The sequence below is a fragment of the Campylobacterota bacterium genome, from assembly GCA_020633995.1.
GTDB lineage: Bacteria > Babelota > Babeliae > Babelales > RVW-14 > JACKCO01.
The window spans coordinates 168,808-189,122 of record JACKCO010000003.1 but is presented as its reverse complement, the minus strand read 5'-3'; the positions used below and the strand labels follow the sequence as shown (position 1 = coordinate 189,122).

Genomic DNA, 20,315 nt, shown 5'->3' with positions numbered 1-20,315 from the left:
GTTTGTCATCCCCGACTCCGATCGGGGATCTCTTTCTCAGTGTTACGATGGATTCCGGATCAATACTCTGATCAAGTCAGAGCACATGGCCTTAGGAATGACGAGCGTAGAGTATGCAATGTTTTTTTGCTCGTCACACCGGCCTGCGAGCCGGTGTCCACATGGTCATCCCCAAGCCTGTCCTCTGACTTGATCAGGGGGGCGATCGGGGATCTAATGAAATAACTGCTTAATTTCATCACTGCCCGACTGTTGTGCTAGCCCGCGCGCTGTTACTTTGGCTTTAGTATCTCCACCGTGTGGATTACGTGCTTCGTCTGGATCAGCACCATGTTCAAGCAGGAACTTTACAAGGTCAGCATCTTTTCGTTTAACGGCAAAATACAGGAGGGTGAAGACTTTGTTGTCCTTGATCGTTGCTTGAGTTTGTGTAACGATACTGTTAACAGGCAGCGTGCCGTTTGTAACTTTTTCCTTAATCCGCTTTACAGCTGCGGGAATATTGGGTGTTTTTCCTAGTGAGTTATCTAATAAATCATTAATTGGTTTAACTACTTCTTTTTCAAAATCTTCTTTTGTTTTTCCACCGTTTCGTTTGATTAAATCAATCATTGCGTTATGACGTTGATTAATTAATTGTTGGTGTTTTACAAACTCATCACTGGAAATACCAAGTGAATCTGCTGTTGGTTTGTAATGCTCAAGGAGCTCAAGCAATGTTTTACGGTCTTTATCGGCGTCATTAAAGCTAGCACCTGGGTACCAAAATGTTTCAATAAATTTGTCGATGGGTAGTCCGTTTTTATAATCTTTTGAAAAATTAAGTGCTGCAAGCATAAACGTTGTTTGCTTTTGCCCTTGAGTGCGTTTTTGTGCTGCAGTTTCTGGGGTGAGGTTTTTCAGGAGTGCTGCTGCTGCAAGTTTACCATGACGTAGCGCAAGTTGTACGGGGGTGTAGCGTTGGTCCTTGTCAGCTTTGTAGTCCATGTAGGTGGTAGCAAAATCTTTTTGGCCTACAAGCCAACGCACGGTGTGATGACAGTCGCGTGTGAGTGCATCGTTAAAGATAGCTTCATATTTTGTGGTGTCGTGACGGAGTTGCTTGGTTATACCATCGTGGCCGAGCATGCCTATGGTTGCCAGCGTGCTTGCGGCCCACAGCAGACGCAGTGAGCTGTCCTTGCATTCAATAAGGTGTGAGAGCTGCTTGGTCAAGAGCTCAAGACCTTGGAGCATGTGCGCGCGCTTGATTTCACCTTCGGCAAGTTGGTGCGTGCTTAAAACGCTCAAACAGGTCTCAAGTGCAGAAAGCAGGTAGGTGTCAAGCAAATAGCTTACGCCTTCAATTTTTTTCTGTTCGTCATCTTCATCAAGGCGGCGTGATGAGCTGAACATCCCCTTGATGTTTGCAAGCAGGTCGATGCTCTCAACGCCAGCACTGGCATATTTAAAGTAGGGCTGGCTCAGACTATCTTTGTTGTAGTGGGCAGCGCCAATGTTGATCAGTGAAACGGTATTTGCCAGTGCTCCAGCGATGCATGCTCCATGAGCATTGTCGCTGTGAAGGTGGCGTGCGATTATAGTGAGTGGAAGTTTGAGCGCTGCAGTTGCAAGTTCGGTTTGCTCAGCCTTACTATGACCATGTTTTGCGCATGTCTCAAGCAGGCCGTCATGGTAGATTGCGTGTGCGCGATCACTGATTTGATCTTTAAGTTGGACCGTGTGGTCTTTAAGTTGTTGCCAGGCTTGCGTTGCGTCTACAGCGTTGCTGGATAGCATTGTGCTTGTCAGTGTTGCGAGTAAAAAAAATTGCCTTACACGTATGGTAATGTGCATAATGACCTTTCATTTCTTGGAGGGTAGAAAACGACAAGTGACCAAAACTATACCAAAAAGCCTTTAAAAAGAAAAAAGTATTTTATTTATGCGTTTTGATGAGCAATTTGGTGTTTTTTTATTGCTGCGTGAAAGGGGGACTATTTTTTATCTGCAGAGATAAGAATCAGATCAGCTTCTATGAGTTTGCGAAAGTTTTTAGAGCATGTATTGAAGTTAATCAAATCAACAGTGAAGGGAAGGTCAGATTCTTCCAGTGCTGTTTCTATGGCCGTTAGTTCTTTGTCAGAAATATTTTCTTTGAAACAAAGGTCCAGGTCAGAAAATTTTTTATGTGTGCCCTTTACGCGTGAGCCGTATGCGTAAAAGTTGTATGGATATGGTGCAAGTATGTCTTGAATGATTTTTAGATGTTTTGGCTCTAGAGCAATCATCTATTTATAGTTTTTTTATAGTTTGAATGAACGTTTGAAGCTCTTTGTTAAAAGCTGGTAGAAAGTCAAAGATTTCTTCAGCCAAGTCTTCATTATATGTATGAACAGTGAGGTTTCTTTTTCTTATAAACTCGAACCAAGCTTCTGCATCAGCAATGAGACCATCACGTGCTGCCAGGCGAAATACCTCACGTGGATTTGTTGCTTCAATGCCCCGGTGAGATAATATTCGCTTCATAGTTTTCCAGGCAAGTTCGTAGCAAAATTCAAACGCTTGTATTGCACCAGCTTTTTCAAGATCTGTTTGCGCTTGATCAATGGCTTGCTCAAAGAAATTGGAGGTTTTAAGAAGCGGCGAAATATCAAGATGGCCTAAGATTAGTTTTTCCATACATTATTTCTTGTTTCTTATTTGCAATGAATAAGCATAGTCAACTTTGAACCATTTTTCTAGCAAGGTTTCTTTTTGAAATAAAAATAGTGTGTATGTAATTAAAATAGTTCAGGAAGCGTGCGTTGCTTAACCCAGTTGTCAAGCTCGATCAAATACTTGAGTAGATCTTCAAGTTGAGACAGCCTGACTGAGTTTGGTCCGTCAGAGACAGCCTGTTCTGGGTTGTCGTGTACTTCCATAAAGATGCCAGCAATACCTTGTGTGATGGCAGCTGCTGCAAGGTGTGGCACAAATTTGCGATCACCGCCAGAGCTATTGCCACGACCACCTGGGCGTTGCACGGAGTGTGTAGCATCAAATACAACTGGTTTGCCTGCTTCTTTCATAATTGGAAAATTACGATAGTCGACAACGAGATTGTTGTAGCCAAAGGTAAAGCCGCGTTCGCAAAGCCAGATGTTGTCATTTCCTGTTGAGGCAATTTTTTTTACAGCACCATCCATGTTTTCAGCGCTTAAAAATTGTCCCTTTTTAACCATAACAGGCTTTCCTGTTTTTCCAGCTGCAAGCAGTAAGTCAGTTTGTCGACAGAGCATTGCAGGAATTTGGATAATGTCGGCAACGGTGGCAACCTGATTTACCTGTTCAGTTTCGTGTACGTCAGTAATAATGGGTACATCAAATGTTGAGCGAACTTTTGATAAAATTTCAAGTCCTTGGTCGATGCCAACGCCGCGGCCACTAGTTGGGCTGAGGCGGTTTGCTTTGTCATAGGAACTTTTAAAAACAAAATGAAACTGTAATTTTTCAGCAAGCTTTTTAATGTGTTCTGCAACTTTAAAGGTATGTTGTTCGTTTTCAATTGAGCACGGTCCAAGAATGAAAAAAAGTGGTTGCGTGTTATCAACAGTCGTAAGCCAATCTGAATTCATTAAGCATCCTTTTTGTTTTGTTCTTGTATTGATTTGTGCAGTTCATCAAGAATGCCATTAACAAATCGATATGAATCACGTTCTGCAAACATTTTTGAAAGTTCTATCGCTTCATTGATAACAACTGATGGCGCATTGTCGGTATGAAGCAGCTCCCAGAGTGCAAGGCGCAAGATAAGGCGCGTTGCGCAACCAAGGCGTTCGAGCTTCCAGTTTTTTAAGTATGGGCTGATTTTTCGATCGAGTTCATCGCTTGCATTAATGACACTGTCTGCAAGTGTGCGTGCATAGCTGTCTGCTGGTAAGGTAAAATCAAAGCCTTCTTGCAGGTCGGCAAGCGCATCGTCTGCCGTAATTGAATAATCAAAGCGATCAACAATGTACACTAAGTAAAAACTTAGACGTCGTTGATCTCTACGTGTGGAAATAGAGGTAAAAAATGCAGCAAGCTCTTGTTCGGCTTGCTGCATTTCAAGAGCAGGATCGATTTCGTACTCTTGCGTATTTTTTGTTTCTTCTAGATGATCGTTAGGTGTTGTGCTTGGTTTGCTCATACTTATTCGGCTCGCTCAATATATTTGTCTTCACGGGTGTCGACTTTAACTTTATCGCCTTCGTTAACAAACAAAGGAACTTGCACAACAAGTCCGGTCTCAAGCTTTGCTGGTTTGCTGCCACCTTGTGCGGTGTCGCCCTTAACACCAGGGACTGTTTCTTTAACTTCTAAAATCATGAATGTTGGAGGTTCAACAGACATTGGTTTGTCTTGAAACTTTACGATATTGTAGGTCTCGTTTTCCTTGAGGTATTTTTTGACTGTTTCGATTTGGTCTGCTGATAGGTCAAGCTGTTCACCATTTTCAAGGTCCATGAAGTGGTAGAGATCATCTGCATATAAAAATTGCATGTTTGCATATTCAAGGTCTGGTTGATCAAACTTTTGTGCTGATCGAAATGTTTCTTCTAGAGTTCTACCGGTAAACAAGTTTTTGAGCTTTGTTCTTAGGTAGGTACCGCCTTTACCCGGCTGTACGAGCTGATAATCAAGCACAATCCATGGCTCGTTATTCCATAAAATTTTGGTCAGACCCTTACGAAAATCAGATGTGGAAATCATGGTTTTGAACCCCTTGTAACTATAAAAATGGAGAGAATATGCGTTTACAAACTATAACAAAAATAGAAAAATTAGCAAAAGCCGCGCTAGCAGCTAAGAATTTAAGATTAGATGGACCGCATTGCTGATTAAAACCTCAAGTTCGCTCTCCTCTGTTTTTGAGAAGGGTGCGAGTACATAGTGCGGTACATCTTGCTTGTCGGGAGGGCGGCCTATGCCAAAGCGCAGCCGCCAAAAATCTTTACCAATGACATTGATGATAGACCGTAGTCCATTGTGCCCTTTTGCGCTGCCACCAAAATTAATGCTTATTTTGCCAAAAGCCTTTTCCAGCTCATCATGAACGACAAGGATGTTTTCAGCTCGGATGCCTTTTTTTTGGAGAAATGAAATAACATTGCCAGAGTTGTTCATAAATGTTTGTGGCTTGACCAGGTAAACAACCTGCGCTGACTCAGTTTGGCCTTGCGCCGGAATTTGTACCTGCACGTAATGTGCGTTATTTTGCTCGAGCCAAGGTGCTGTATGAAGGTCTTGAGCAAGTTGGTCAACAACGCGAAACCCAATGTTGTGACGAGTTTTTGTGTAACGGGAGCCTGGGTTGCCCAAGCCAATGATGGCTTTTATTTCAGAGCGCTGAAAATTTTTGGTCATACTGTTTTGCTTGTGTTGAGGGTTGTATGGTGCGATCAAGGTGTGCACAAATCTGTTCAGTTAAAAACTGGGCAGCGCAGATGGTCGTTACTTTTTCTGTTGCAAGGCTAAGTTGGGCAAGGCTTGTGTCTGCGACAAAGATGTGGTCAAATGCACTGTGCTCAATGAGTTCTTTGGCATTGCATGAAAAAATTGCGTGACTAAAGCAGCCATAAACTTTTTGAGCGCCATGTTCTTTGAGTAAATTACATGCGCTTATTGCCGTTTGTGCAGTGTCTAAAATATCGTCAACAAGTACAATGTTGCGTCCGCTTACATCGCCAAAAAATTCTTGCGTTAATGTTTGTTGTGTTCTTTTCTTGATGATGGTGATCGTTTCAAGGCCGAGTTGTGTAGCGATTTTTTCTGCTCGTTGATCACCGCCCAAATCAGGAGCAGCAATGCACATTTGGGCAGTATCTGGAAAGTGTTGTTTAATAGTGTTTGCCCAAAAGTCGGCCATCTCTATGTGGGTGAGGGTAAGCGGCATATACGTTTGATCTGGGTTGTGCAGGTCACAGGTGATTAGTTTTTTTACTCCTGCGTAAGCTAACAGTTTGCCGAGTGCAGGCAGCACGCCGTGCGGGGTGTACCACGTTTTGTCTTGCCGCGAGTAGGGTAGATATGGTAGTGCCAAAGTTATGTTATCAATATTATTTTGTTTGAGAGCATCAATCAACCAAATGAGTTGAATGATTTGATCATTCATGCTGAGTGCTTGTTCATGGTGAATGCTGAATTGATGCAACACCAGGGCGTGTTGATAGGAATGCTCAAGCGAGATGGTTGGCTCGTGCAAGAAAACTTCGGTGTTGGGGAAAATTCCTGCCGAGCAAATGGCAAGGTCTGACTGTAACGCATCTGCAAGCCCGGTGGCTAGCCTGGTGTTGTGCAGTGCTACCACTAAATTATGATGCATTACGAAAAACTCCTAACGTGTCAAAAAACCAAAAAACTTTTTTAAAAAACCTGGCTTTTTTTCAGTTTGTAGGGCTGACGAAATAGTTTGCGCTTGCTTGAAGAGCTCCGGTAGACGACTGACAAAAACATTAAGACGTTTCCATGTTAAAAATGGAATAGCCGGGATGCCTGCAATTGTTTGACCGTCAGCGACGTCTTTGAGTACCGCGCTTTTTGAAACAATTTTAACTTTGTTGCCAATGGTAATATCATTTTTGATTGCAACTTGTCCGCCAATTTGGCAACCAGCACCAATCTTTGCACTACCCGCTATGCCTGTTAACGCAAGAATTGCGGTGCATGGCCCGATGTGCACGTTGTGTGCAATATGCACAAGGTTGTCCAACTTGACGCCGTCCCCAATGACCGTTGAGTTAAATGATCCACGATCAATGGTGCAGTTAGCACCAATTTCGACACCTTTTCCAATGTGTACGTTGCCAATTTGAGGAATTTTACGCATGCCGGTTGCATTGACCTGGTAGCCAAATCCATCGGAGCCAATGATTGCTCCTGCATGAATAATTGAGCCATCACCAACGGTGCAACCATCAAGCACCTTTGCGCCTGGGGCAAGTATTACCCCTTTGCCAATGATTGCATGTTTACCCACAAAAGTATGTGCGTGTAATTGTGCATGTGCCCCAACTGTTGCGCCATTTGCAACAACTGCATGTGCATCAACAGTTGCTGTCGGGTCAATCTGTGCTTTGTCTGTTGGTTGTTGTTGTGCTGTATAAATAATTTTTTCGAATGCATCAAGCACATCGCCAACCAAGATGTATGGCTTGTTGGGAACGATTGGGCTGGAGGCAAGAATAGCTCCAGCCTTACATTGCTCGATTTTTTCTTTGCTGACAGCATCAAAAACTGAGTTGTCACCGCGGTCTAAAACGATGGCAAGATCCTGTGGGCCGGCATGTTCAAGCGACGCGATGCGCTCGATAACAAGCGCACGCTCAGCCAAACATTCGGCCCCTTCAAGAGCAGTAAGAATTTTATCAAGTTGCAGTTTAATATTCATTAGGCTGTTGTAGTTTTTCCTGCTGCAGTTTTAGTGTCTTTTTTTGCAGTTAACAAAGCCGGCTTATCGGTCTTTGTTTTAATAGCTGCCTTTGATGCAGGAGTTGCGTCTTTTTTAACCATCATGGTTGTTTTTGCATCTGCGTCATCTGAAGCACCGATGTATTTATTCAGAACATAGTCTGATTTGTCGATTGCATCAGCAACATAAATTACACCTGGAGTGTTTTTGTCGATCAGTGCACTCCAACCTTCTTCTTGAGCAGCTTTGGTGTAAATTTTTTGCTGTTCTTCGATGAGCTTTACTTGGTCTTTTTGGATAACGCGACGAAGTTCTTCTTCTTGCTGTGTCAGATCGCGTTCGCTGTTTTTACGTTTGCGAGCAAGTTGTTCTTCTTTTTCTGTAAGTGCGTCTTTGCTGAGTACGCTGCGTTGTTTTTCAATATCTTCTTGCATTGTAGCAACTTCTTGTTGTGCTCTGCGTACAGTTTCTTGGAAGCCGTCAATTTTTTGTTGTGTTTTTGCAATGAATGCTTTGCCAGCTTTTGAATTTTGGAAAATGTAGCGGCTATCAAGTGAGACAAGCTGAGAGCTTGTTGTTGCAAAGCTTGAGCTGCATGCGCTCATAAGTGCCAATGTAGCAAGTGTTGCTTTTGTGAGTGTTTTCATAACCAATCCTTTTTTTAGGGTTATACCTCTACTTTCAACGTTCTCGACTAGACTAGCGCGTTTGCACTAAGTCGTCAATTTTCTCTCTACGAGCTGTTTCTTTCAAAAAATTTCGTCAATAATAGCGCGAGAATTTTTCTTTTTGTTGTTTTGTGTACTCATTGCGGCGTAAAATTGCTCATTGTACTCACGTGTTTTGATAACAATTGGCATTGGCACGGCGTGACCAAGTACCAGTGCTTGTTGTTTGCTTTCCAGTGTTGCAAGTACGCTACGCAGTCCCCCAGAGCTTGCTGCTCCTGTGAGCACAGAATTAATATCTTTTTCGTCGTTGAGTTGAGCAACAACCTTAGTGCCCAGCTGTGAAATAATTTCTTCGTCAATGCCTGATGGACGTTGGTCGACAACAAGCAGTGACACATAGTATTTACGCATCTCGCGTGCAATGATACCAAAAATAGTTTGTTTTGCTGCGGTGCTGTTCAAGAACTTGTGTGCTTCTTCGATTGTAATAACCAGATGCTTGGGTTCAAGCGATTTGTCTTGCGTTGCAAGGAACTGCTCGGTACGTGTGACCCATTGTTCGTGAATGCGACGACTGATGATATTTGCAACGAGCAAATAGCATAACATTGAGGTTTGTTTGCCAAACTCAAGTACCACGTGAATGCCACGGTCAAGGTATTCTAGCATGCGGTCAATGACGGCCGATCGTGTACCAGTTTCGCTGATGAAGGGAAAACGTTCAAGGCGTTTGAGTTTGCGATAAAGTGCTCCAACTGACTCAGCATGTGCACCGATGCTGGCAGCAAAATCTTTAATGTTGCCTTCTTGTGCAAGCAGCACTTCAAGCCATTGTTCTTTGTATTTGCTGGCAATAAGATAGGCAGCCTCAAGCGCTGTTTGATGCAGGTTAAGCTCGTCTTGCAGTGGCATGACATCTTCAACTCTGATGTCTCGGTAACTTAGGTTAACTTCAAAATCGGGAGCGCAACCACGCTTGCGTGTTGATTCTGGATCTAGAGAGAAAATGGCTACGTTGCTAGGAAATAATGTTTTTAGTCCTTTTACAAAAGCGTGACCGGCTCCTTCTTTTCGTGCTTGAAAGCCGTACTCTGAGTGCATATCAAAAATTAAATTAACGGCTTTACCGCTGTGTACGAGACCTGCAAGCAGTAGTCGAGTGATAAATGTTTTGCCGGTACCAGTTTTGCCAAAAATGCCATTGCTACGTTCAATGAAGCGTGTTAGGTCAAGGCAGACGGGTACGTCCATATCAAGCGGTGAGCCGATGTTGAAAAACTTAGTGTCTTCTTGTTCATCACCAAAAATTTGTGCAACGTCTTGTGCAGTAGCCTCAAAGACGGGAGTAAAGTGTGCGGGCACTGTTTTAACCGGCATTTTGTTTTGCTTGTGGTCAAGCATAAGCAGCGGCTTGAGCAGGAGCTTTGCGTAGATGTCTCGTTTTTTGAGTACATCAGAAAGAATAGTTTCTTGTGGCGTTGGTGGGAATAGCAAAATGTCTTGGTTGCTGACTTGCAATTCAATGTCGGTAATGAGAGAAAAAAAGGTGTACTGTGTTCCGTGGATTGAGACAAACTTGCCAGTTTTAAGCTCTTCAAGCTCACATTCACTTTCAAGACGCATTAACAAACCTTGTGTAAGCGAGCCGGTCAAAATATGGCCTAATTTTTTTTTGTTCATGGTTAAAGCCTCTTACAAATTACGACAAAAGCTAGCGCATATTCATGTTCATGCGAAAGAGACAGCGTAACATCAAGCGGCGGGAGTGGTCCAAGTTTATTTTCTATTGCCTGCCAGTCTACCGTTAAAAGTGGTACGCCCCATGGGGATTGTGTTATCGTTGCGTGCTTGCAAATAAAGAGCAGCGAAAAGGTAGTGTCGGTTTGTTGCAGCGTTGTGCATGCTGCGCTTAGTGCCTTGAAAAAAGCTTCTTTGCCAGCAAAGCGAGCGGCCAGTTTTTCTGGCTGCAGTTTGCCATTGCTGGTTGTGCATGTTGCCAGTTCTTGGTCTGAAAAAATTTTATTGAGTTGCGCACGTGATTTTTGTTGCCACGTGTTGAAGCGTGCAACTGATGCAATATCTGTGCCAATACCAACAACCATATTGCTCCTTAATGAGCGTGTTGATTAAATGCTTTGTCCAGTGAGCGATAAGAAATGGCTTCTTGAATGTGTTGTTTTTCAATGATAGCTGACTGATCTATGTCTGCAATGGTGCGTGCAATTTTTAATACCTTGTGGTAAGCACGCATACTCAGACCAAGGCGGCTGAATGCAAGTTTGATAACATGTTCAGCCTCAGTGCTAAGCGTGCAATGTTTTTCAACACTTTGTGCTTCAAGGTGTGCATTGCGCACGGTACCTGCTCGTTCGGTTTGTTTTTCTTGTGCAGTGAGAACGCCCTCATACATTTGTGCAGAACTGTTTGTTTGGGTTGTGCTGCTATGTAGTTCGTCGTAGTCAAGCGATGTGACGTGTACGTGAAGATCAATACGATCAAGCAAGGGGCCAGAAAGTTTTGACAGATAGCGACTTATTTGTTGTTGGGTGCAAACACATTGCTTTTTTTTGTCGCCATAAAAACCGCAGGGACATGGATTAAGTGCCGCGACAAGTAAAAATGATGCTGGAAATTCAACGGCACAGTTTGCACGCGAGATGAGTACGTTGCCACCCTCAAGTGGTTCGCGCAAAACCTCAAGTGTTGCACGAGAAAACTCAGTCAGTTCATCAAGGAACAGGACACCGTTGTGGGCAAGACTGATTTCACCTGGTCGAGGATAGGAGCCGCCGCCAACAAGTCCTGCTTGAGAGATGGTGTGGTGCGGACTGCGAAAGGGCCGTTTAACTATGAGTGGATTTTTACCCAAAAGGCCGGCTATAGAATAAATTTTTGTTGTGTCGATAACTTCGTCAAATGACATTGCGGGCAAAATGGTTGCAAGTCGTTTGGCAAGCATAGTTTTACCCGAGCCTGGCGGGCCGATAAAAAGAATATTATGATGGCCAGCTGCTGCAATCTGCAATGCGCGTTTTGCAGCGAGCTGGCCCTTGACTTGTGAAAAGTCAAGCTCGTGTGTGGCTATAGTTCGTTCAAATTTTTCAAAGCGTGACTGTGTTGGTTGAATGCTTTTTTCACCGCGCAAGTAGCTGACAAGTTCTGTCAGGTTGTCAACGCCAATCAGTTCAAGGTCTTTGATCAAGCTTGCTTCTTGCAAGTTTGACTTAGGTATTACCAAGCGCTTTTTGCCAAAGCTGCGTGCGGCATGAGCGATGGGGAGTATGCCACAAACAGGACGAATGGCGCCATCAAGCGAGAGTTCGCCCAAAAAGAGCGTTTGCGCAATAAACTCGTCTGATATTTCAAGGAGTTTGGCGGCTTTTAAAATTGCTAGGGCAATAGGCACATCAAAGAGCACGTCCTTTTTTTGGAGCATTGCAGGTGCTAGATTGACGGTGATCAGACGTTCGGGGAGGCGAAAACCGCTGTTCTTGAGTGCAGCGCGAATTCGGTCTCTGCTTTCTTTAATTGCCTTATCCGGTAGGCCTACAATGTGAAAATTTATAAGCCCCATGGCAAGGTCTACTTCAACTTCAACGTGTTGTGCGTTAATGCCTAATGTTGTTGCTGAATGTACTTTTGCATGCATGTCTGTTTCCCCTAACCGTCATCACTGCCCCACACTGTATTTACGCCCAAAAGGGTATTTAGATATACCAGTATTGTGTTTTTTTGCAAAACTTTTGAAAAAAGGCTATGAAAGTGTGAAAAATGATTGATATTAAGCTGCCATAGGCCGTTTTTATTAATTTTCTATTTGTGTTAAAATAAGAGATGGTAAGGGAGACTGTTATAGTTTTCTCGGCCTTTTTTAGCGAAAAATGGACTTGTTTGTCATGGAGGTTATTATGTTAAGTTCCAAAAAAGCATTTCTGAAGGCACTTGTGGTGGCAATAGCTACTACAGCTGCTTGCGTGCGTCCAATGGAGGCAAAGATTGAGATGTTTGGGGGAGTTGTTTTGTATACGTTGTTACAAGCGTTTTTTAATGCAGCATATAATGGTTTTCCTAACCAGCAGATGCATGATAGTAATGCTAAAAAAGATAAAGAAATCTTTGCAGAGCACCGAGATAAGGGAACTGTTTTGGGTATGACATTACTTGCGCTTTATGGAGCTGAATTACAAAATCAAGGTCAAGTACTTAATCGGTTTGGGGCTGGCTTTGCCTTTGCTTATGCGGTTGAGTTTTTTTGGCATTCGTTTACGGGCTTAGCATCTTTTTACGTTAACCAGAACTGGCAAAAATATGGTGATCTGGATCACGTTGATCGCAAAGAGCAAGAGCGAACAAGATCTTATGTTCGTTGGATGTACTTTTACGGGTTTGTTGGACTTATGAGTTTGTATAATTTTTATAAAAAAATATAACGATTGGGTTGTTGTGACTTTTTCAAGTATTTTATTTTATTTAACATTTACTGCGTTGGCGTGGGGCCCGATTTCGTATTTTGGTTTTGGTAGTGGTGCAAAACAAGAGTACTACCAAAAAAACAGTGAAAACGGCTATGAGCTTGTTGCGGAGACAAACAGCAATGCAGCGAGTCTGTATTTCATGTACAGCTGGTCAGGTTGTGGCCTGCGTTACTTTTTCAAAAATCAGTATGCCGCTAATGCTTATGCTCGCTATATGAAGTCAGCATGGAGTAAGTCAAAAATAGAGCCGTTTATTAAAGGTCATGCTATCGATTTAGAGCGTTTTGAAAAAGCGAAGGTTGACGAGTATGATTCATTCAATGATTTTTTTATCCGTAAATTGAGCATGAGTGCGCAACTGGATTTAGAAAAAAGATGTGGGGAGAGTGCTTCTCAGAACAAAGTTTATTCACCTGCTGACAGTAAGTTGCTTGTCATTGAAAATATCGGGCAAAACACGCCGTTTCAGATTAAAGGAAAACAGTTTAGCTTAGAAACATTTTTGGGTGATGCAGATCTTGCTGGTCAGTATGCAAATGGCACTATGCTGATTTTTCGCCTAGCGCCATATGACTATCACCGGTTTCATTTTCCTGTCAGTTGCATGCCGGGAGCACCGAGTACACTTGGCAAGTCCTACGAGTCAGTTAATCCAATTGCGTATAAGTCTGGCGTTCAGCCGTTGACGCAAAACCTCAGGCACATGATTAAACTTGAAAATATTAATAGAACCGGCAAGCAGGCGCTTATGCTTCCTGTTGGGGCAATGTTGGTCGGGAGTATAAAAGAGACATTTAATGTTAATACACAATGCCAGGCGGGACAAGAAGCTGGCTACTTTGAGTTTGGTGGCTCAACGGTGGTGCTTTTGTTTAAAAAAGGTGATCTTACAGTAGAGAAGCATTTTCTGGAGCATTCGAACAAACATATCGAGACGGCTGTCGAGGTTGGGGAGATTATCGGTTCGATTGTTTGATTTCAGTAATATTTTTACCTATAGAAATTAATTAAGCCCCAAGCTTTTTAAAAGCCTTGGGGCTTTTGCATGTCTGCTTTTTTATCCCTAGACTAGTCCTTTGATCTTGAAAAATTGGTGGGACAATAGTTGGGGAAACTATCGTGTTTAGGGATATAGCCTTCGTAGTAGCTGGCTACGGTAAGTGTGTGGTTATCGTTTTATTTGCGTTGACTATAAACAGTTCTTGTTTGTGGGCGTCTTCTAGCGAACAAAAAAATGGTCATCTGATGATTTTTGTCGACCATACTACTGAGATGCTTAGCGGGCAGCAGCGTCAGTTGTTTCTTGATACGTGCGATAGTGAAGAACAGAGCAAGCGCATTCGTCAGTCTATTGAGACTTCTTTCGCTTTTTCTTATCACCATCTTATTTATGCACTTGCGCAACAAACTTCGCCAATATTGGTTTATGGTAAGCACCTGTTTGATAACGTTATTTTTGCCGCAGGTTCTGCGCAAAATTATGTGACTTTAAATAAAGCGGCAAATTATTATGTTGATCTTCTTGAGCGGGAGCTCTTTCCTGCGCTTGATTGCGCATCTGCAAAAGGTGAAAAGAACCAAGAAGCTATTGTGAAAATTCTGGATAGTATTGGTTCTACAGCTGGTGGTTTACAGGCGCATAGCAAAGGGTTCATTTTTGCATGCTATTTTTTATACAAGCATCTCATTGAGCAGTGGCATGTTTTTGAGGGTGAAAATTCATACCTCCTGCTTCCACGAGTGTATGCCGCCTCACGAGGAGCGCATTTATTACATGGCCAGGAATTACTTGAAAAACTTGGGTTCAACGGGCGTGACCTAAAAGAAACAAGTATTACTCAACTGCAAGATTATCATGACAGAGCGGGCTATTATGTCAGCTTTGAAAATAGTTTTATAGATGAAGTGAGCTCTCTTTTACAGACAAAGGGAGAGCAGAAATGGTATGTAACCTTGCTGGGGCATGGTGACTATGCTGAGGTGGCCTGCTTATCTATAGAAAATTTTTGTAGACTATGCTCTGTTTTTGAAGAGAAAAATGTTGTTTGGACGCACGTTGTTTCGTGTAACTTTGGTCCTAAAAATTTGGCTCTTGTAAACAAGGAGCTTAAAAAGCGATTGGGTGGGGAAAAGGGGAAAGGAGAACGTATGATTATTTCATCTGGGGCTTCTCATGATAAAGATGTAATGGTTTATACGACCAACTTTTCATCGGAACTTGTGCAAAGATACTGGAGTTATTTTGGCAAACTGCCGTGTGCTGTTTACGCCATTTTCCCATTACTTTCAAGTGTTGGGTATGGTAGGTTTTTTGTGAATCTTGAATCGATGCATACTCAGTACATGAGCGGAAGAAAGGATGATAATGACTTTTCTTATCGATCAGATAAGGCTTTAGTTGATAAGGTTAGCCGTGCTTTTGCCTATGTAACGCCGTTTAATTTTTTTCCAGAGCAAGAGATTCATGAACCAAGTGCAATGCCACACATTGCGCTTGCCCCAAGTCTGGGCCAAGATTTGCGTTTTTACCCGATACCACTTCATCCGCGGGCGTTAGTGTTAAGCTAAACGTAGACTATTTCTGGCGTTATAAAGATAAGCAGTTCTTTATCGATATTTATTTTTTGACGTCCGCCAAAAATAAGATCTCCCAAAATAGGGATTTGTCGTAGAAACGGAATACCACTTGCATTGCGTTCTTTTGCGTTGGAAATTAAGCCGCTGATCATAGTTGTCTGTGCATTTTTTAAAAGTACTTTATTTTTTGATCGTGCTGTTTGGATGGTGTAGTTAAAGCTTGTTTTTTTATCATCCACTGATCGTTCGAGCTGAATTTGTGGCTTGATTACTGATGAGTTCTCAACGTAAATATCGAGAAAAACTGATTGATGGTCGGGGCATACCGTTGGTTTGACCTTGATTTTCATACCAATTGCTTTGTAGTTAACTGTTGTGACGTTAGTTAGCTTGCCTTCAACTGCCTCGTCAAGACGCACTTCATGAGGAAGTTCCTCTCCAACTAAGATTTCTGCCATTTCATCGTTGTCAACAAGGAGTGATGGCTTGAGAATAGTGCGAATTTCATTGCGATTTTCGGCTGCGTTTAGGAAGAGATTTAAGCGCTTGGTTGCCAGATCTTTGTTGCCCCAAACAAACGGAATTTTGATAGTGGGAGTGAGATTTTCGGGAATAAAATTAAGCGTCCAGGTGATTAAGTCTTTAAAATAATCATGACTTTTGGTAAAACAGTCGGTATCACTTTTGTCATTTGACGTGATTGGGCCAAGGCCAACAAAGCTGGTATTTTTTACACTTGCGCGTCGATTGTATACTCCAGACCACTGTATGCCAAAGCTTTGGTCAAAGTCTTTGTTAGCCAGAACCACGCGCACATCTATTTTAATTTGTGGGTGAGCGATATCAATTTCTTTAATATATTGTTCAAACTGGCGAACATGTGGGGTATGGGCTCGACACAAGAGTTTGCGGCTATAGTCATCAAAAACAAGATAGGTACCTTCAAACTCTTTATTTGTTTGAGTAATCCCTTCCCATAGTTTTTTAATACGTTTTTTAAAGTGCTCATTCCATTTTGCATATTTTATAGTGATTGTTGTCTGTGAGTAGTTGCGTTCGTGATCTGCCTGTCGTTTGCTTTTAAACTGCTCAATAAGTTCCTGTTCTTGCGTAATGCGCCATATATCGCCTTCTTTGAGCGGTGCAAGTTTGGGGTTCATGCTGTTGCATAATGAACGCAGCGCATCACTCAGTGTTACGTTTTCTAAAACAACGTTGCCTATAGTACCTTTAATGTCAGCATCAATGATGAATTGCAAATCGCTTTGATCGGCAATGAGTGCCATCGCATCATGTAATGATGTGTTTGAAAATTTAAGTGATATTTTCTTGCTTGCTAGATCTTTGTGCTGGTAAACGGTGCTGATGTAGTCACGAATTGCCTGAGGAAGGTGACCATTTTTTGAAGATTCTTCCTTTACTGTAAGGTGTTTATGGTTATTTTTTGAACCCTTTTTTGTGTGTTGTTTTGCCTTATCTTCCTCGTCAAGCAGGTTCTTAAGTGCGTGTGTGTATTTTTTAAGCTTTGTCTTGTCGTGTCGTTGGCGTTCATCTTTTAAAAGAGGGTTAGGAAGGGCAATGTCATCATCAGCGTTATAAGGCACGTAGTCTGAAAGTTCTACGTAATCCAGATGGGTGTTGTCAGCTGCTGTGAGCTGCAAATAGCATAAGAATGCGAAAGTACAAGATAACAAAAACTTCATTACTCTCTGTTGTGGTATTAAAGTGGTGGCACTAGCCAGAGCTGCTTCAGCTCGCCTCCTTTTGAAATGAGTATGAAGTCTTTTTCAATTTTTTCTATAGTCCAGTCTTTGACGATATCACCCTCAACAACTTTTTTTGTAAAGCGTCTAATTCGTAAGAGTGCTGCTTTGCCATTATTTTTTGTTTCAACAATGGCGGTGAGTTTAAACCCTATGTTTTCAGGCAAAACATAGCCTGCAAAAGGGTCAGGAATGTCTTTAATATTTTCAGTTTGAGATGCTGTTGCATGAGCTTGTAAGAACGTGCACACAAACACGAGCGTAGATAGTTTTTTTGTGTTCATAAAGTAACCAAAAGTTTGAAGGGGGAGTTTTTTATATTAATTTATAATCAGTTAGTTTAACAAATTTGAATCCTTGATTGAGTAAATATTGTAAGCCTTGAACAATTCCCAGGCCTGCATCCCGCTCGGGGTGGTTGACGTGAGCAATTATGATTGATCCTGGTGTTGCCTGTTTTAATGCATCATAAGCTTGCTCGGTTGAGTAAGTTGCTCCGGCATCCCCAAGGATAGTGAAGCCAACTACTTCGTAACCAAGACAATTAATCACTTTTACCGCGATTTCGTCATAGTATGCGGTTCCTGATCTGAAAAACTTGGGTTTATTGCATGTTTGGTGAGTCAGTTCCTGCGCAGCTTCTTCTACTTCTTCGATGAGTTCATCGATATTTTGGGTTCCGGGGATTCCGTATATTGATTTTCCGTTGACAGAGCAGGGCTTATGATTAAGGCCATGATTTTCTATGGCAAAGAAATCATGTTCAGGAAGTTGGGCAAAACAGAAGGGATGTTTTTCGATCCACTTTTGACAAATAAAAAAGGTAGTTGGTATTTTATGTTCGATTAAAAAATCTACAATTCGTTCGTCAAAGCCATCATAGTTTGATCCGCATGCATCAAGAGTAAGAGCAACAACTTTATCCTGTGTGTTTAAGCGTGTTTTGACCCCTGTGGCATTTTCAGACCATTCATGTGGTGTTTGGCCAGCAAACTTAGCCGATATTTGAGCGTAGTATGGTTTTATTTGTCCAAAAAAACATGTGGTTGCAATAAGTATTGAAATTAATGTTCTCATTGTATTATTCAATCATTGTTCAAAGCTTTACTTAACATTTGTACGACCAATTTGACTTCAAGTTTGTTGTGATTAGTTGAATCAATTTGCATAGTTTTAACACGAAGCGGGAGCATTTGCTGCTCGCTGTCAGCAAGCCACTCCAGCAGTGAGTGAAATGTAGTTCTGATGCACAGCATGTATTCACTGATAGTTCCTGCAACGGTTTTTTTTTGGTTAAGCGGTTTGATGCTCATGCATTTTATGTGCTGTTCGTGCAGTTGTTCCAAGAGTTGCTTGCAGGGTGAATGTTCTAGTGTTGATAGGGGAGTAGCTTGTTCGTACACAGCAATCAGTTGGTCGTGAAGTTGTTGTTGCTGGGTTATTTTTTTTACTTGAGCTTGAAATGATGCATGTTCTTGCTCAAGTAAGACGCATTCGTGGCGTGCATGAGAAAGTTTCGTTTGCAAAGGAATGACAAAAAAACTTGCGTACCAACCAAGACCAATGAAGAGGCCGGCAGAAAAAAGAGATACTCGCGTTACTGTGTTCAGGCTACATAAATAATGATACCAATGCGGTCTATCTTTCCAAAATGGCATCTGACTACTACTCTCTCAAACAGTAAGTTAAACTTCACTTTCTCCTTCAATATACGCAACCGAGAGAACTTCTTCAATAGTTGTGATACCCGCCTTGATATTTCTTACTCCATCAAGACCAAGTGAGATCATGCCTTGTGCCGTTGCCGATTGTTTGATAACGGTGGCATCGGCTTCTTGTACAACGAGTTTTGCAATTTCGTTATCAACGAGCATAATCTCAAATAGCGCTAACCGTCCTTTGTATCCAGTTCCTAGACAGTCTGGACATTGGCCTGGTTTATAGAAAGTAACGTCTTTTGCCTGCTCTGGTCTCATACCAATTTTTGCGAGCATATCTGGCACTGGCTGATAGACAACTTTGCATTTTTCACACAGGCGACGCACAAGTCGTTGTGAGATGACCGCAAGGAGCGATGAAGCTATCAAAAATGGTTCAATGCCCATGTCAATAAGTCGGGTAATGGTTGCAGGTGCACTGTTAGTGTGGATGGTGCTCAACACTAGGTGGCCAGTCAGTGCAGCTTGTGTTGCAATTTGGGCAGTTTCTTTGTCACGTATTTCACCAATGAGTACAATATCAGGATCTTGACGTAAAATTGAGCGCAGTGCTGAGGCAAATGTTAGTCCTGCTTTTTCATTGACTTGAACCTGGCTAATTCCATGAATGGTATATTCAACTGGATCTTCAACGGTGATCAAGTTAACATCGTCTTGGTTGAGTCGATTTAAAATAGAGTAGAGTGTTGTTGTTTTACCTGAACCAGTTGGACCACTCACCAAAATAATGCCATTTGGCCGTCCGATGACGTCAGTAATAATTTTATAATCTCGCTGGCTCATGTTAAACGCTTCAAGATCCGCAGCCCCTTTTGATTTGTCTAAAAGGCGCATAACAACGCGCTCACCGTAGTTGCAGGGCAACACTGATACACGAAGGTCAATAGGTTTGTCAGCAACTTTAATTTGAATGCGACCGTCTTGTGGGATGCGTTTTTCAGCAATATTGAGGTGCGACATAATTTTTATACGTGAAACAATGGCACCTTGATAGCGCTTTGGTGGTACAAACCGCTCATACATGACGCCATCTACACGGTAGCGTACACGCAGCTCTTTTTCAAAGGGCTCAATATGAATATCGGAAGCATCTTCTTTAGCTGCCTGCACGAGAATGTGGTTAACCAACTTGACAATCGGTGCTTCATTGGCCATTTCCATGATGTCTTTTTCATCAAGTGTTGACAGCTCAATTTCTTCTTTGTCTGTTTCTTCAAGTTCTTCAAGCATCTCTTTGCTTGACTCAAGTGGGTAGTACTTGTTGATGGCATTATTGATTGCTTCAAAACTGGCAACAGCGTACCGTACGTCACCCTCGAGTAACATGGCAAGTTCGTCAAGCGGCTGGAGATCGCGTGGGTTTGAGCTGACGATGGTTTTTTGTCCGTTGTACATGATGGGAATGACCATATGCTGGCGTAAAAATTTGAGCGGTACTTGCCCAAGTAGTGACGGGTCTGCCATTTGTTCAGTGATTGTTTCAAGAAATGGAATACCAATTTGCTGAGCCAGCGCACGGGCAAGATCTGTTTTTGTGATAGCATTGGTCTCAAGCAAGATTTGACTGAGCGGTTTGCCTGTCTCTTCATGCGTCTTGTTTGCCTGATCAAGTTGCTCTTGTGTAATGGCATTTTGTAGAACAAGAATCGAACCTAATGAATCTTTAAACATTTTTTGCCTTGTAACTGGTCATTCTCTTG

At 42.3% G+C, this 20,315-nt stretch carries 21 protein-coding genes; 3 read left to right on the top strand and 18 right to left on the bottom strand.

Annotated features, from left to right (window positions below):
• Positions 1–213 precede the first annotated feature (213 nt).
• The 13 genes from H6679_00680 to H6679_00620 all read right to left on the bottom strand — a co-directional run bounded on the left by H6679_00680 (position 214) and on the right by H6679_00620 (position 11,731).
• Positions 214–1,836, bottom strand: a complete 1,623-nt coding sequence (locus tag H6679_00680; GenBank protein MCB9492770.1) for an ankyrin repeat domain-containing protein — start codon at positions 1,834–1,836, stop codon at positions 214–216.
• 140 nt (positions 1,837–1,976) lie between these two features.
• Entirely contained in the window at positions 1,977–2,270 is a 294-nt protein-coding gene (locus H6679_00675; GenBank protein MCB9492769.1) for a nucleotidyltransferase domain-containing protein, read from the bottom strand.
• Positions 2,271–2,274: 4 nt separating this feature from the next.
• The gene (locus tag H6679_00670; protein MCB9492768.1) at positions 2,275–2,661 is read right to left on the bottom strand and encodes a nucleotidyltransferase substrate binding protein; all 387 of its coding nucleotides are present in this window, start codon (positions 2,659–2,661) and stop codon (positions 2,275–2,277) included.
• A 101-nt stretch (positions 2,662–2,762) separates the two neighbouring features.
• On the bottom strand, positions 2,763–3,596 hold the full coding sequence (gene kdsA / locus H6679_00665; GenBank protein ID MCB9492767.1) for a 3-deoxy-8-phosphooctulonate synthase: 834 nt from the start codon (positions 3,594–3,596) through the stop codon (positions 2,763–2,765).
• Positions 3,596–4,150, bottom strand: coding sequence for a transcription antitermination factor NusB (gene nusB / locus H6679_00660; protein MCB9492766.1), 555 nt, complete (start codon positions 4,148–4,150; stop codon positions 3,596–3,598). Before nusB ends, kdsA begins: the two co-directional genes overlap by 1 nt.
• 2 nt (positions 4,151–4,152) lie before the next feature.
• A complete protein-coding gene (gene efp / locus H6679_00655) occupies positions 4,153–4,713 on the bottom strand; it encodes an elongation factor P (GenBank protein MCB9492765.1) in 561 nt (186 codons plus the stop codon).
• Between the two features lie 93 nt (positions 4,714–4,806).
• Complete coding sequence (locus H6679_00650; GenBank protein ID MCB9492764.1) at positions 4,807–5,367, bottom strand: aminoacyl-tRNA hydrolase; 561 nt, start codon at positions 5,365–5,367, stop codon at positions 4,807–4,809.
• The gene (locus tag H6679_00645) at positions 5,342–6,325 is read right to left on the bottom strand and encodes a ribose-phosphate pyrophosphokinase (protein MCB9492763.1); all 984 of its coding nucleotides are present in this window, start codon (positions 6,323–6,325) and stop codon (positions 5,342–5,344) included. Before H6679_00645 ends, H6679_00650 begins: the two co-directional genes overlap by 26 nt.
• Positions 6,326–6,337: 12 nt before the next feature.
• Positions 6,338–7,390 (bottom strand): UDP-3-O-(3-hydroxymyristoyl)glucosamine N-acyltransferase, encoded by a 1,053-nt coding sequence (gene lpxD, locus H6679_00640; protein ID MCB9492762.1) that lies wholly within the window; start codon positions 7,388–7,390, stop codon positions 6,338–6,340.
• On the bottom strand, positions 7,390–8,058 hold the full coding sequence (locus tag H6679_00635) for an OmpH family outer membrane protein (protein ID MCB9492761.1): 669 nt from the start codon (positions 8,056–8,058) through the stop codon (positions 7,390–7,392). Before H6679_00635 ends, lpxD begins: the two co-directional genes overlap by 1 nt.
• A 102-nt stretch (positions 8,059–8,160) precedes the next feature.
• Complete coding sequence (locus H6679_00630) at positions 8,161–9,762, bottom strand: ATP-binding protein (GenBank protein MCB9492760.1); 1,602 nt, start codon at positions 9,760–9,762, stop codon at positions 8,161–8,163.
• A 2-nt stretch (positions 9,763–9,764) separates the two neighbouring features.
• Complete coding sequence (locus H6679_00625) at positions 9,765–10,184, bottom strand: holo-ACP synthase (protein MCB9492759.1); 420 nt, start codon at positions 10,182–10,184, stop codon at positions 9,765–9,767.
• Between the two features lie 8 nt (positions 10,185–10,192).
• Entirely contained in the window at positions 10,193–11,731 is a 1,539-nt protein-coding gene (locus H6679_00620) for a YifB family Mg chelatase-like AAA ATPase (GenBank protein ID MCB9492758.1), read from the bottom strand.
• A gap of 259 nt (positions 11,732–11,990) precedes the next feature.
• Between H6679_00620 and H6679_00615 the strand changes: the two genes are divergently transcribed.
• From H6679_00615 to H6679_00605, 3 genes are all read left to right on the top strand, one after another.
• A complete protein-coding gene (locus tag H6679_00615) occupies positions 11,991–12,512 on the top strand; it encodes a hypothetical protein (GenBank protein ID MCB9492757.1) in 522 nt (173 codons plus the stop codon).
• Between the two features lie 13 nt (positions 12,513–12,525).
• The gene (locus H6679_00610) at positions 12,526–13,533 is read left to right on the top strand and encodes a phosphatidylserine decarboxylase (protein MCB9492756.1); all 1,008 of its coding nucleotides are present in this window, start codon (positions 12,526–12,528) and stop codon (positions 13,531–13,533) included.
• A 143-nt stretch (positions 13,534–13,676) separates the two neighbouring features.
• Positions 13,677–15,125 carry a hypothetical protein gene (locus H6679_00605; protein MCB9492755.1) on the top strand — a complete coding sequence of 483 codons (1,449 nt, stop codon included), beginning with the start codon at positions 13,677–13,679 and terminating at the stop codon, positions 15,123–15,125.
• Here H6679_00605 and H6679_00600 read toward each other — a convergent pair.
• Genes H6679_00600 through gspE form a run of 5 tightly spaced genes read right to left on the bottom strand, consistent with a single transcriptional unit; the run spans position 15,122 to position 20,286 of the window.
• Positions 15,122–16,837, bottom strand: coding sequence for a hypothetical protein (locus H6679_00600; GenBank protein ID MCB9492754.1), 1,716 nt, complete (start codon positions 16,835–16,837; stop codon positions 15,122–15,124). The genes H6679_00605 and H6679_00600 overlap by 4 nt on opposite strands.
• A 17-nt stretch (positions 16,838–16,854) precedes the next feature.
• Positions 16,855–17,181, bottom strand: coding sequence for a hypothetical protein (locus H6679_00595; protein ID MCB9492753.1), 327 nt, complete (start codon positions 17,179–17,181; stop codon positions 16,855–16,857).
• Between the two features lie 31 nt (positions 17,182–17,212).
• Positions 17,213–17,974 (bottom strand): polysaccharide deacetylase family protein, encoded by a 762-nt coding sequence (locus H6679_00590; protein MCB9492752.1) that lies wholly within the window; start codon positions 17,972–17,974, stop codon positions 17,213–17,215.
• An 8-nt stretch (positions 17,975–17,982) separates the two neighbouring features.
• The gene (locus H6679_00585) at positions 17,983–18,555 is read right to left on the bottom strand and encodes a hypothetical protein (GenBank protein MCB9492751.1); all 573 of its coding nucleotides are present in this window, start codon (positions 18,553–18,555) and stop codon (positions 17,983–17,985) included.
• A 27-nt stretch (positions 18,556–18,582) separates the two neighbouring features.
• Positions 18,583–20,286, bottom strand: a complete 1,704-nt coding sequence (gene gspE, locus H6679_00580) for a type II secretion system ATPase GspE (GenBank protein ID MCB9492750.1) — start codon at positions 20,284–20,286, stop codon at positions 18,583–18,585.
• Positions 20,287–20,315: the final 29 nt, after the last annotated feature.

Bases quoted from the DNA above. Each gene is read 5' to 3' on its own strand.
- H6679_00615 (MCB9492757.1), top strand. From the start codon at position 11,991: ATGTTAAGTTCCAAAAAAGCATTTCTGAAGGCACTTGTGGTGGCAATA.
- gspE (MCB9492750.1), bottom strand. From the start codon at position 20,286: ATGTTTAAAGATTCATTAGGTTCGATTCTTGTTCTACAAAATGCCATT.
- kdsA (MCB9492767.1), bottom strand. From the start codon at position 3,596: ATGAATTCAGATTGGCTTACGACTGTTGATAACACGCAACCACTTTTT.
- efp (MCB9492765.1), bottom strand. From the start codon at position 4,713: ATGATTTCCACATCTGATTTTCGTAAGGGTCTGACCAAAATTTTATGG.
- nusB (MCB9492766.1), bottom strand. From the start codon at position 4,150: ATGAGCAAACCAAGCACAACACCTAACGATCATCTAGAAGAAACAAAA.
- H6679_00590 (MCB9492752.1), bottom strand. From the start codon at position 17,974: ATGAGAACATTAATTTCAATACTTATTGCAACCACATGTTTTTTTGGA.
- H6679_00680 (MCB9492770.1), bottom strand. From the start codon at position 1,836: ATGCACATTACCATACGTGTAAGGCAATTTTTTTTACTCGCAACACTG.
- H6679_00670 (MCB9492768.1), bottom strand. From the start codon at position 2,661: ATGGAAAAACTAATCTTAGGCCATCTTGATATTTCGCCGCTTCTTAAA.
- H6679_00635 (MCB9492761.1), bottom strand. From the start codon at position 8,058: ATGAAAACACTCACAAAAGCAACACTTGCTACATTGGCACTTATGAGC.
- H6679_00675 (MCB9492769.1), bottom strand. From the start codon at position 2,270: ATGATTGCTCTAGAGCCAAAACATCTAAAAATCATTCAAGACATACTT.
- H6679_00625 (MCB9492759.1), bottom strand. From the start codon at position 10,184: ATGGTTGTTGGTATTGGCACAGATATTGCATCAGTTGCACGCTTCAAC.
- H6679_00630 (MCB9492760.1), bottom strand. From the start codon at position 9,762: ATGAACAAAAAAAAATTAGGCCATATTTTGACCGGCTCGCTTACACAA.
- H6679_00620 (MCB9492758.1), bottom strand. From the start codon at position 11,731: ATGCATGCAAAAGTACATTCAGCAACAACATTAGGCATTAACGCACAA.
- H6679_00585 (MCB9492751.1), bottom strand. From the start codon at position 18,555: ATGCCATTTTGGAAAGATAGACCGCATTGGTATCATTATTTATGTAGC.
- H6679_00600 (MCB9492754.1), bottom strand. From the start codon at position 16,837: ATGAAGTTTTTGTTATCTTGTACTTTCGCATTCTTATGCTATTTGCAG.
- H6679_00650 (MCB9492764.1), bottom strand. From the start codon at position 5,367: ATGACCAAAAATTTTCAGCGCTCTGAAATAAAAGCCATCATTGGCTTG.
- lpxD (MCB9492762.1), bottom strand. From the start codon at position 7,390: ATGAATATTAAACTGCAACTTGATAAAATTCTTACTGCTCTTGAAGGG.
- H6679_00595 (MCB9492753.1), bottom strand. From the start codon at position 17,181: ATGAACACAAAAAAACTATCTACGCTCGTGTTTGTGTGCACGTTCTTA.
- H6679_00645 (MCB9492763.1), bottom strand. From the start codon at position 6,325: ATGCATCATAATTTAGTGGTAGCACTGCACAACACCAGGCTAGCCACC.